Source organism: Lutibacter oricola (assembly GCF_900106565.1).
Taxonomy (GTDB): Bacteria; Bacteroidota; Bacteroidia; order Flavobacteriales; family Flavobacteriaceae; genus Lutibacter; species Lutibacter oricola.
In genome coordinates, this window is record NZ_FNNJ01000001.1 from 775079 (window position 1) to 787535 (window position 12457).

A 12457-nucleotide genomic window follows, 5' to 3' on the forward strand; every position below is an offset into this window, starting at 1 on the left:
TAAAAAATACTTGCAGCATTACAAAAAAGCTGTATATTTGCCATCCAAATCGCGGGGTAGAGCAGTAGGTAGCTCGTCGGGCTCATAACCCGAAGGTCGCTGGTTCGAGTCCAGTCCCCGCTACTATAAGTAGCAAAGCTTCACAGAAATGTGAGGCTTTTTTTATGCGAAAAAGAATTAAATCAGGATTTTAATAGTAGTATTTGGATATAAATATTTAAATAAACCGAGTAATGCGCTTAGTTATTTATAGTGTAATAATGTACAGCAAAATTTAAAAGTTGATAAAGATAAAAATATAGAAGGAGTTTGTTAACGAACTAATTTTTTGTTTAATTAATTTAAATTAGCAGTATTTAGCACATATTTAAGATACTTTTAATACATAAGCCAGTATTAAAAGGGGTATCTTTGTTTTCGTTTTATAAAGTAAAAAAATAACTTATGAATAGAAGGAAGTTTTTTAAGAATGGTTCTCTTCTCGCAATTGGCTCATCATTATTAAATCCATTTGATTTAAGTGCTTCAACCTTAGATTTAGATATAATAGATAAAAATAAAAAAGCAAAAAACATTATTATTTTAGTAAGTGATGGTATGAGTACTGGAACTTTAAATATGACAGATTTATACCTTTCAAGAAAAACAGGGAATGGTACAAATTGGCTTCAGTTATATAAAGATAATAAAGTAAGTAGAGCTCTAATGGATATGGCTTCTGCTAGTTCTATTGTTACAGATTCTGCTGCCGCAAGTTCTTCTTGGGGAAGCGGTTTTAGAATAAATAATGGAGGTATAAATATTGGAACCAAAGGAGAAATATACACTCCTTTATGGCAAAAATTTAAAAAAGTAGGTAAAAAAGCAGGTTGCGTAACTACAGTGCCTATAACTCATGCAACACCTGCTGGATTTTGTGTAAATAGCAAAAGTAGAAATGACCAAGAAGGTATTGCAGAAAAATATTTAGAACAAAGGTTTGATGTAATGATGGGTGGAGGAGATAATTATTTTTCTTCAGAACATAGAAAAGACAAGGTAAATATGTACCACAAATTTGAGGTAGAAGGTTATCAGGTTGTAAAAAACAGAGATGAAATGTTGAAGACAACCAATAAAAAACCAATTCTAGGTGTTTTTTATAATGAAGGATTACCTTATACTGTAGATAGAAATAACAGTAAAAATCTTACTCAAAAAGTTCCAACACTAGGCGAAATGACTAAGAAAGCCATTGACCATATGAAAAATAGTGAAGAAGGTTTTGTGTTGCAAGTAGAAGCTGGTAAAGTAGATTGGGCAGCTCACGGAAATGATATTGCAGGATTATTATTTGATCAAACAGCTCATGACGAGGCAATTAAAGTAGCAATGGATTTTGCAGAAAAGGACAAGAACACTCTTGTTATTATTACTACAGATCACGGAAATGCAAATCCAGGAGTAATTTATGGTAAAAAGGCAAATAAACAATTTGATAGTATTCAGCATTATAAACATTCTAATGATTGGATTTTGAATGGCTTAGGAAAAGAAACTTCAATTTCTCAAATAAAGCAAAGAATTGAATATGCAAATAATATTGTAGTAACCACAGAGCAAGCAAATACTCTTTTAGGATATTATAATAATTTAAATACAGAAAAGGGACTATACAATCCAAAACATTTACCTTTTAATGAGTTAGCAAAAATTCAAAAACAACACAATTCTGTTGGTTGGATTAGTATGCAACATTCAGCGGATTATGTTGAGCTAGCTATGTTTGGTCCAGGAAGTAATTTGTTAAAACCTTTTATTAAAAATACTGAATTACATTATCTAATGCTTGAAGCTGCAGAAATAGAAAATAATTTTTAATTTTTTTGTTAACGGTAAGTGTGGTTTTTTAATAAAACACCAATAATATTTAGCGTGAGACGCCTGAATAAGTTGTGGTTTTTTTGAATTGAAAATTGTAACTTGCACGAATTTGAAAACAGCAACATTTGTTGCGTTAAAATTTTAAATACTGTTCTAATTTAGTGGCGTAAAATAATTATAAAACTTGCAGAACAGAACTTCGTTCTGATGAATGATGAAAATGAAGATATCTATGACAAATAACATACCTATTGAAAATCAATATAAAAGAACCAATTTATTTGAAAAAGAGAATGTTAATTACCTTGTTCGAGTATTAAAAAGATTTAATACTGTTCCTAAGGTAAATAATATTAATATTATTACTTCTACAAGTAAACCCAATATATTTAAAATTGTACCTAATGAATCTATAATTATTGGAGCTTCTTTTTTAAAAAAACCTGTTTTAGCATTGGTTTATTTAAGGTACGGTATTGAATGGCAATTATGGTATAAAGCTTTAAGTGCGGAAAAGAAAGATATTGCTTTATGTGATGTAGCAGCTTTTAAAGTAACTCGAATTTTTTATGAATTATTACCAAAAGATGATAAAGAAAAGTTAGAGTCTCTAGATTATTTTTTAATTAATTTAATTAAAGAAAAAGCAACTATAGATCCAGAAACTTTATTAAGTTATAAGGAGATAAATACGTTTCATGGATTAAATAATGATAGTAAGTCTTTTAAAGAATCTTGGAAACCTATTATTGAGAATTTGGCTAAACCAACCGAGTATTTATTAATGGATGGTGGTGATTTTAGATTAAATATAGATGAAGTTGCATTGTTAAATAAATATGGATGTCGCCCTTTTCCTAGGCCAGAGGCATTCACTTTCGCATCGTCTACAGCAACAAGTGTATCTAACTTTGCTTTTGATAAAACAGATAAGGTTAGAAGTATTTTAATTAAAAATAGTTTGAAAAATGGTTTTAAAGATGCAACCATTCAATTTTCTGAACTATTAAAAAATAATCTTAAAAAAATATTTAAATTAAACGAAGAGTGTCAAATAATATTTTCACCTTCAGGAACCGATTCATCTCTTCAAATTGCAGCGATAACTCAAGTAATTTCCAATAAAGATATAACACATGTATTAGTTGCATCTGATGAAACTGGTAGTGGAGTACCGGCAGCATTAAAAGGTTGTCACTTCGAAAATAATACAGCTTTAAATTATCCGGTTAATAAAGGAGATTTAATTGAAGGTTTTAGAGATATCGATTTAATTAAAGTTCCGTTTAGAGATGAAAAAGGAGAATTAAAATCGGCTAATCAATTAGACGATGAAGTTTTTAACGCTATTTCAAAAACTAATAAACAAGGAAAGCATATTGTATTGCATGTAATGGATCAATCTAAATTAGGATACCAATCTCCTAGTGAAGAAATGATGCAGAAATTGGAATCATTAGATAATTTGTCTATGCAAGTTATTGTAGATGCAGCACAGCTTAGATTAGACGCTACAGATATACAAAATTATTTAAATAGAGGTTTTATTGTTTCCGTAACTGGAAGTAAATATTTTACTGGGCCTCCTTATTCTGGGGCTTTAATTTTGCCTCAATGTGTTAGTAAATTAATTTCTTCTGTAAAAAAGACATTGCCAAAAGGAATTACTCAATATTTTAATAGATCAGATTGGCCTACAGCTTGGGGTTGCGCAAATAATTTATCCGAAGGTTATAATTTTGGTTCTTATATGCGCTGGAATGCAGCTATAGTTGAAATGGATAGATATTTTAAAACTCCTATTTTATATAGAAATATGGGAATTGAAATGTTCTGTAATTTTGTTGAGGACTCTATTAAAGAAGCTTCATTTTTAGAACCAATTTTTGGAGATGAAGCAAAAACTAACAGTTATAATAGTAAAGATTTTGGTATAAGAAATATTCGTACAATATTTCCTTTCTTTATTCTTAAAAACAATGAAGTATTACCCGTAGAGAAAGTAAAGAAATTGTACTTATTGTTAAATTCAGATTTATCAGATCAGTTTAAAGATTCACCTTTAAAAACTATTAGACTTGCAGGGCAGAAATGCCATATAGGTCAGGCGGTTAATGTTAAATATGGTAACGACATTCAAAGTGCTATTTTAAGAATTAGTTTAGGAGCTAGAGTTATTTCTGAAAGTTGGGTAAACAGAGATATAAGCCTTTATTTTAGAAATATTGAAATACAAATGAATCAGATTACCGTAATTATTAAAAAGATAGAATTAATATTAGATAATCCTGAGCTTTTAAATTAGATTAATTTATGCTGTTTTCGTAGTATTTTAACAATACGGTTAATTATAATTTCTGATAGATTCCAATTATAACCTTCAAAATCAGTTGTATTCATAAATTGAACTACAACTGTGTCAATATCTTTATGGTATTCTGCAAGGCTTTGATATCCTGGAACTAAGCCTCCGTGTTCATAAACGTAAATTGAGGTGTATATTTCCTGTTCACCTTCTTTAAAAACAGAACCATTGTTAAGTGCTCTTAAGAAAATTCCAACATCTTGAGCTGTAGCTAGCATTCCATATTCGTTAGTTTTAAAATCTTCTTCAACACCAACATAATAGCCACTCATAACGTTTTCTATATCAACTTCATTAAGAGAAAAGAATGTGTTTTTTAAGTTTAAAGGAATTAAAATTTTCTCCTTAATGTATTGTTGATGAGTTTTACCTGTAACTTTTTCAATAATTTGGCGAAGTAATAAATAGTTTGTATTCGAATATTCATAGCCTTTATCTGGTTTAAAACTAGCAGGTAAATCAAGTGCAAATTCGAGTGCATTTTTACCGTTTTCTTGTTCGTTTTCCCAAAAAGAAGGATTGTTAGTAAAATTTGGAATTCCACTTCGGTGTTGTACCATTAGTTTTAGGCTAATTTTATCTGCATTTTCAATTCTACCTTTAAGTTCTGGAAAATAATCAGTAAGTTTTTCATCTAATGATAAACGATTTTTATGGGCAAGTTTTGCAATAGAAACAGCAGTGTATAATTTACTAATACTAGCAATTTTAAATAATGAGTTAGGATCTGTAGGTGTTTTTTGGTTTCGGTCTTTCCAACCACCAGTATAAAAAGCAGGAGGCTTTCCGGCTTCATCTACGTATACAATCATTCCATCAAATCCATAATCAATAGCCTCGTCTACTTGTTCTTGAACTGTATTTGGTAATGGTATTATCCAGGCTTTTACCAAAATCCAAGGAACAAAGAATAGAGAAGTTACTGTTCCAACAAGTAATATAATTCTAAATATTAGTTTTTTCATTATATGGTATTAAATGCTAAATATTTTTAATGGGCTTAATAAATTAGTTCGCTATTGTTCGATAATATTTTTGTGTTATATCAAAATGTTTTATAAATAAGCACAAGCCTTTATAAGACTGTAGTTTAATTGAAGTGTTACAATTTTTATAAGAATATTTAAATTAACGTATGTTTTTTAGTGGTATGAGAGTTTATTATTTCTAAAAGTAATTTTTTATTTATAGGTTTAGAAATGTTATCGTTGCAACCAGCTTCAATTGTTTTTTCTTTATCGCCCATTAATACATATGCTGTTTGCGCTATAATAATTACATCTTTGTTAAACTTTCTAATTTCACGTGTTGCATCGATACCACTTATAACAGGCATTTTAATATCCATTAATATTAGATCTATTTCAGAATGGTTTTTACAATAATCAATAGCGTCTTGGCCATTGTTCAGAATAATTATTTTTTTAAAACAACCTTCAAGTATAGTTTCTAATAATTTAGAACTAATATCATCATCATCAACAATTAATAGGTTTAAATTAGTAAAATTAAACTCATTGCTTGGTTGTGGTGTTATTGTTTTTTCTGAATTTTCTTCTTCAATTGTATTTAATGGCAGTGTAAATGTAAATGTAGAACCTTCGCCTTCTTTAGATGTTACAAAAATTTCGCCTCCAAGCATTTCTACATATGCTTTTGTTATAGTAAGCCCTAATCCTGAGCCTTGAAGGGCTTTAGAATCTTCAATATCTGCTTGTTCAAAACGGTTAAAAACTGCGTGTATTCTATTTTCTGGAATTCCAATACCTGTATCTTTTACAAAAAATTCTATAAAATTATTTTTAATTGAATATCCAAAATGTATAGACCCAGATTCGGTGTATTTGATAGCATTTTTAATAAGGTTAGTTAATATACCATGAAGTTTATGTGCGTCTGTATAAATAATTATTTCTTCTTCTAATAAAGTAGGGTTTATGTATAAGGTTATTCCATTTGATTTTGCATCGGGAAAATGAAAAGAAAAAAGTTCATCAAGTTCTGTATTTAAATAAGTTTTGGATAAAGTAGTACTTATTTGTCCTGATTCAATTTTGGAGATATCAATAATATTGTTAATAGTGTTAAGTAACCTATTTCCACTTTTATTAATAATTTTTGAATATGAATCAATTTGTTCTTTGTCTAAGTTAGATTCATTAAGTAGATCAATAAACCCAAGTATACCATTCATAGGTGTACGTATTTCGTGACTCATATTAGCTAAAAATGCAGATTTTAAACGATCACTTTCCTCTGCTCTTTCTTTAGCTATAATTAGTTCTTTTTCTGCATTTTTTCGTAAGGTTATATCTCTAAAAATACAAAAATAACCTGTGCTTTCACCACTTTTGTTTACTTGTAAAGTAGTTGTAACTAATAAGGTAAGTATTTGGTTAGCGTTGTTTTTTATTTCTATTTCGCAAGTTGTTTTTTTACATAAAAGTTGATCTATGGCAGAGTTGTTAAATGGGCTTTTGTTGTTTTTAGAAATAATAAAACTATTTAAGTTTTGTCCAATAAGTTTTCCAGAATCAACATTAAATATTTTTTCTGCTGAAGGGTTTGTAAATACAAAAATGTTGTTAGTGTCAATAATACAAATACCTTCACCTTGATTTTCTATAAGAGTTCTATATTTTTCTTCACTATCAATTAGAGCTTGTTGTTTTTTTTTGAGTTCTATTTTTTGTACTGTACTTATTATTAATGATGGTAATCTAAATAAATAACTATCACTTTTAGTAAGATATTCTGATGCTCCTAATTTTAAAGATTGAACTACTAGTTCTTCGTTTCCTTGACCAGTTACTAGAATTATAGGCGTTATTAATTTTAGTTTTTGTCTTATAATTTTAATCAACTCCATTGAATTAGTTCCAATTAAGCGATAATCCATTAATATTACATCAAATTTTTTATTAGCATTAAGCTTGTCTAACGCTTCTTCGGCGGTAGATACAGCATTAATTAGTAAGTTAGGCGCATATTGGTGCATATGCCTTTTAGTAAGGTCAATATCATGTATGTTATGTTCAACATACAACACATTTATTGTTTTGGTTTTTTCTATTAAGTTTTGATTAAAATTACTAATTGCAAACTCAATAATAGAAGGTAATTGCGAAATGTAATCTTGTTTTTTTACAATATAATCATTTGCCCCCATTTTTAATGCTGTGGCAGCTACCTCTTCATTTCCAGAACCGGTAAGCATTATTATAGCTGTTTTTAATTCCTGTTGTCTAATTTCGGTTAATAAATCTAACCCAATTCCATCAGGCAATTGCATATCTAGTAAAGCTATATCGTATAAATTTCCTTTTTGTATAAATTCTTTTCCAATTTTTATAGTAGGCGCTATGTCAATAGTACAATTTGGTATTGTACTTATGAGTTCTCTTTTCGTTAAATCAGCATCGGTCGAATTATCTTCCAAAAGTAAAATATACATAATATTTAAATTTTATTAAAACCTTAAAATATAGGGTGTTAAACAGGTTTGTTTAAGACTCTCCAATACAGTTCTATTTGACCTGCAACTTCAATAAATTTTTCAAAATCTACAGGTTTTATAATATATGAATTAGCACCTAATTCATATGCTGTTTTAACGTCAGAGTCTTCAGATGAGGTTGTTAAAATAACCACAGGTACTGTTTTAAAATATTTGTTAGACTTAATTTCTTTAAGAACCTCTAAACCGTGAACTTTAGGCATTTTAAGGTCTAGAAGAATTACTATTGGTAATGGATTACCTACTCTCCAATTATTAATGTATTGAATGGCTTCTTCTCCATCACGTGCTATATCAATAGGGTTTAGTAACTTTTTCATCTTAAACGCTCGTAACGTAAGGTCAAGATCTACTGGGTTGTCTTCAACCAATAAAATTGGGTTTGTTAAATTATCTTTTTCCATTGTTTTTTCTTTTAGGTATATTTAAATAAAATGTTGATCCAATATTTTGTGTGCTCTTTACAAAAGCATTACCATTCATTCTATGCATTGCTTTTTTTACCATTGCTAACCCAATTCCAGTACCAGAATAATCTTCAGCTCTATGTAAGCGTTGGAAAATTTCAAAAATCCTTTCCTTATATTTCATGTCGAAACCAATACCATTATCTTCTATACTAATTTGCCAAAATTTAGGTTTTTCTTTTAATGAAATAATAATTTTAGGGTCTGGTGTTCCTTTAGTAAACTTAATAGCGTTTTCTATTAGGTTTCGAAGCGCTATAGATAAGCCTTTTGAATCTACTTCTAGTTCAATATTATCAATATTAATTTGTAATTGAAAATTTTCTTTATCAAGTTCCATTTTATAAACGGATGTAAGAGCATTTATAAAATCTTTAATATTAATTTTTTCAATTCTCATTTGAGCTCTTTCAAGTCTAGAATAATCTAAAAGATCGTTAATCAGTTCGTTCATTTTAAGTGCAGAGCTTCTAATATTTGAAAGGAAGTATTTTCCTTCTTCATCAATTGTGTTTTGATATAAGTCTTGAAGTAGTTTACTGTAGCCATCTATACCTCTTAATGGTGCTTTTAAATCATGAGAAACAGAATATGTAAAGGTTTCAAGTTCTTTGTTAGTAGTTTCTAGTTGAGCGGTTCTATCCTTTACTTTTTGTTCTAGCTCTGTATTTAATTTATGTATTTTATTCTGAGCTTCAGTTTCTTTAGTAATATCATGAGAAGTATATAGTATGTATTTTGTTTTATCTTCTTCTTGAACTATTGGTGTATAAGATGTTTTAGAATGGTAGATTTTATTATTAATATCTAAAGTTTCAAGATATTTAATTTGTTGATTGGTATCTATTGCTTGTTGATAATAATTTATGGTGTACTCAAACACTTCTTCATTTAAATGGATAACATTTAGTAGAACGTCTTCTAAAAATTTTCCAACCAAGTCATTATGAGAAACGTTTAACCCAAAAGCTTGTAAAGATTTAATATATGCTGTATTAACTGCTGCAATTTTGAATTTTTTTCTACCTAAATATTGTGTAAGTAACTGTGCATCCGAAGTGTTATTAAAAATAGCAGAAAGGTTATTCTGAATGTCTCGTAATTTTAATTCATTCTTTTTACGTTCGGTTATATCGACTTCTGTTACATATATAAGTGGTGGTCTATCTTCAAAAATTATTCGATTTGCATGAGCTAAAACAATAAATGTAGAGCCATCTTTACGTACGTGCGTTGTTTCAATATGTAAATCTTCACCAGCTAGAATTCTTTTGGAGCGATCTAAACTTAGTTTTTTTGCTTCATCGTCATCAATTTCGGCAACGGTATTTCCAATTAATTCTTCCTTAGTGTATCCTAAAGCTTTGCTAAATGCTTTGTTAACATCTGCAATTATAGGTATTCCAGATTCGGTATTTGGATCCATAACCATGCAATAATCACCGGCTTGTTCAAATAAAGTTTGAAATTTTTTCGCATTAACTTTAATTTCTTTTTCAGCCTTTAAACGTTCTGTTAAATCTGTATTACTACCAATATATCCAGTTATAATTCCATTTTCATTTTTTAGAGGTGTTGCAGTTCCCCAAACCCAAGTTATTTTGTTGTTAGGAGTGCAAAAACGATATTCAAAATTCCAAGAATTACCTGTTTTTGCATATTTATACCATAGTTCACTAATTTTATCTCTATCATCTGGGTGTATGGCATTAATCCAACCGTTTCCTTTTGCTTGTTCTTCAGTTAAACCAGATAATTCGCACCATTTTTTATTTACTGTTAGGCAATTTCCATTTTCATCAGTTTCATAAATAGCGGCAGGCGAGCTTTCAAAAATTGCTTGAAATTTTTGTTCAGCTTTTATTTTGTCTGTAATGTCTTGTGTAAATCCAGTACCTCTTATACATTTTCCTGAGCTGTCAAAAATAAGATCTGCTTTTTCTCTAACCCATTTTATTTCACCGTCATCCATTAAAAGGCGGTGGTTAATATCGTATTTTTCACCACCATTTATTGCGGTATTCCACTTTTTATTAACGTATTTTTTATCTTCAGGATGAATACGATTTAAAAAAGTTTCATAAGTTAGGGGTGTTCCAATTGGCAAGCCGAAGATTCTATAGTTTTCATCGGTCCAAATAAGTTCATTTTGTTTAATGTTTAAATCCCAAGATCCAATTTTTCCAAGTGATTGTGCATTTTCAAGATAATATTGCTTTTTTTTAAGGTTTATTTCCGCCTGTTTTTGTTCGCTAATATCAGTTGCTTGTACTAAAATATATTTTAAATTGTTGTTGCTGTCTCTAATTCCAGTGTATGCAGCTAATGCAGTATGTAGTTTTCCATCTTCAGCATAAAAAGAATCTTCAGTATGAAGTGGAGTGTTCATAGTTGCAGCTTGTAAAACTTGATTCTTTATTTTTTCTTTTAGCTTTTTATTTTTTTTCCAAGTTGGAGATTCCCAAAAATAATTACCAATATATTCTTTTTTAATAACACCTTGTACATCTAATGGAAGGTTGTTTATTTCTAATGTAATTCCTTTAGGTGAAAGAATAGCCATAAATTGAAACTGCTGATTAAAAGCCATATTAAATCGTTCAGCTTGTAAATCACGCTCTATTTCAATTTTTTTACGGTCTGTAATGTCTTGGACAATACCAAACATTTTAATTGGGTTTTGTTCTGCATCAAATTCTTGATGTCCAGTAGCCCAAATCCATTTAATTTTATTATTGTCATTTCGTTTAATTCTACATTCAAAATTCCAATCTGTTTTTGTTTCGAGAGCTTTTTTAAACTTAAAATCTACTCGCTCTCTGTCTTCTGGAATTACATGTGCTAGAAACATTTCGTAGGTCCATTCGTCAAGCGGTTTTGAGTAGCCAAAAATTTGGTCGTGTTTAAACATTCTCCAAGAGTCAAACTTTTTTAAATCCAATTCCCAGGCTCCAGTTTCAATATTGTTTAGCGCATATTCGAAACGATTTTTATTTGTTATTTCTTCTGTTTTGGTAGTGTTTTGATTTGAATTATTTTGAGAGCTATTGTTTAATTTTTTTTCACATAGAACTAGCTCTTCTTTAACTTTATTTAATTCAGAAGTTTTTGATTTTAAAAGTTTTTTTAAAATGTTAATCTCTTCATTAAGTTTCTTTTTGTTCATTGCTTTTTTTTTGGTTGTTCCAATTTTTCGTTAAAAAAATATAAATTACATATAAAATGATTTATATATAAAATAGTTCCACAATATAATACTTTTATATTGAATGCTTGATAGTCAAAAAGTTGAAGCTTTATTTGGTAAGCTCTATGAAGGAGTTTTAATACCCCATTGTGTTATTAAACAATAGGGATTAGGTATGATTAATGTAGATTATCGTTGTACTTCTTTATGATAATTTACCTTAAATTCTTTAGGAGAAATACCGTGTTTTTTCTTAAAAGATCTATTAAAATTAGAGAGAGAATTGAAACCTGCAGAAATTGAAATTTCATTAATAGACATATTAGTTTCAGTTAAAAGTTTTGTTACTACGCCTAGTCGATAATCCATTAAATAACTTGTAAAACTTTGACTAGTTCGCTTTTTAAAATAATGACTAAATGCAGATTCAGACATATTTACCATTTCTGCAACTTTAGAAAGTTTAATTTCTTGATCGTAATTATTTATAATGTAATTGGTAATTAAAGAGATTCTTCTACTTTCTCTTTTTTGACTATAATTAGCACTTGGAGGGCTACTTAATACTTTAATATCTTTTGATGTAGATAATATATGTAATATTTCAAGAAATGTTAAAAGCGATTTAAAATCAGTATTGTTTTCAATTGATTGAACTTTTTTACTAACAAGTTTTTTAGTAGGGTTCGAAAATGAGATTCCACGTTTTGATAGCTCCAAAAGTTTCTTAATGTCTTTTGAAACAGAATAGCTCATAATTTTAGAATGCAAAAAGTGTTCTTGAAATTGTATAGTAATAACGCCAGAGTTACTTACAACTTTATCAGATTTCCATAAATGCTTTAACTCTGGGCCTAGTAAAGTTAAATCGGTTTCTTCACATTGTTCAACCGAATCTCCAACAGTTCTACTACCTTCAAAATTGGTTATTAAAGTCAATTCATATTCATTATGAAAATGCAAAGGATAATCAAATAATGCATTTTTGTGTTTTAAAATCACAAAAGGATCATCAGACTTTATTGGTGTTATTTCTTTAATAGATTTCATTTAATATG

Annotated in this window: 7 protein-coding genes and 1 tRNA gene; 3 read left to right on the forward strand and 5 right to left on the reverse strand. The window is 28.9% G+C overall.

What is annotated here, in order from left to right; genetic code table 11:
* Nucleotides 1-50: 50 nt before the first annotated feature.
* From BLU40_RS03120 to BLU40_RS03130, 3 genes are all read left to right on the forward strand, one after another.
* A tRNA-Met gene (locus tag BLU40_RS03120) sits at nt 51-123 on the forward strand.
* A gap of 321 nt (nt 124-444) precedes the next feature.
* The gene (locus tag BLU40_RS03125; protein ID WP_090119607.1) at nt 445-1860 is read left to right on the forward strand and encodes an alkaline phosphatase; all 1416 of its coding nucleotides are present in this window, start codon (nt 445-447) and stop codon (nt 1858-1860) included.
* 235 nt (nt 1861-2095) lie between these two features.
* Nucleotides 2096-4168 carry a hypothetical protein gene (locus tag BLU40_RS03130; protein ID WP_090119608.1) on the forward strand — a complete coding sequence of 691 codons (2073 nt, stop codon included), beginning with the start codon at nt 2096-2098 and terminating at the stop codon, nt 4166-4168.
* Here BLU40_RS03130 and BLU40_RS03135 read toward each other — a convergent pair.
* The 5 genes from BLU40_RS03135 to BLU40_RS03155 all read right to left on the reverse strand — a co-directional run bounded on the left by BLU40_RS03135 (nt 4165) and on the right by BLU40_RS03155 (nt 12449).
* Nucleotides 4165-5193: a serine hydrolase domain-containing protein gene (locus BLU40_RS03135; RefSeq protein ID WP_090119610.1), complete on the reverse strand. Its 1029-nt coding sequence runs from the start codon at nt 5191-5193 to the stop codon at nt 4165-4167. The genes BLU40_RS03130 and BLU40_RS03135 overlap by 4 nt on opposite strands.
* A 158-nt stretch (nt 5194-5351) precedes the next feature.
* A complete protein-coding gene (locus BLU40_RS03140) occupies nt 5352-7682 on the reverse strand; it encodes a response regulator (protein ID WP_090119612.1) in 2331 nt (776 codons plus the stop codon).
* Nucleotides 7683-7720: 38 nt separating this feature from the next.
* Complete coding sequence (locus BLU40_RS03145; protein WP_090119614.1) at nt 7721-8149, reverse strand: response regulator; 429 nt, start codon at nt 8147-8149, stop codon at nt 7721-7723.
* Complete coding sequence (locus BLU40_RS03150) at nt 8136-11378, reverse strand: PAS domain-containing sensor histidine kinase (protein ID WP_090119616.1); 3243 nt, start codon at nt 11376-11378, stop codon at nt 8136-8138. Before BLU40_RS03150 ends, BLU40_RS03145 begins: the two co-directional genes overlap by 14 nt.
* A gap of 210 nt (nt 11379-11588) precedes the next feature.
* Nucleotides 11589-12449: an AraC family transcriptional regulator gene (locus BLU40_RS03155; protein ID WP_090119618.1), complete on the reverse strand. Its 861-nt coding sequence runs from the start codon at nt 12447-12449 to the stop codon at nt 11589-11591.
* Nucleotides 12450-12457: the final 8 nt, after the last annotated feature.

Coding starts and splice junctions, on each gene's coding strand:
- BLU40_RS03125 (WP_090119607.1), top strand. CDS start 445: ATGAATAGAAGGAAGTTTTTTAAGAATGGTTCTCTTCTCGCAATTGGC.
- BLU40_RS03150 (WP_090119616.1), bottom strand. CDS start 11,378: ATGAACAAAAAGAAACTTAATGAAGAGATTAACATTTTAAAAAAACTT.
- BLU40_RS03155 (WP_090119618.1), bottom strand. CDS start 12,449: ATGAAATCTATTAAAGAAATAACACCAATAAAGTCTGATGATCCTTTT.
- BLU40_RS03145 (WP_090119614.1), bottom strand. CDS start 8,149: ATGGAAAAAGATAATTTAACAAACCCAATTTTATTGGTTGAAGACAAC.
- BLU40_RS03130 (WP_090119608.1), top strand. CDS start 2,096: ATGACAAATAACATACCTATTGAAAATCAATATAAAAGAACCAATTTA.
- BLU40_RS03140 (WP_090119612.1), bottom strand. CDS start 7,682: ATGTATATTTTACTTTTGGAAGATAATTCGACCGATGCTGATTTAACG.
- BLU40_RS03135 (WP_090119610.1), bottom strand. CDS start 5,193: ATGAAAAAACTAATATTTAGAATTATATTACTTGTTGGAACAGTAACT.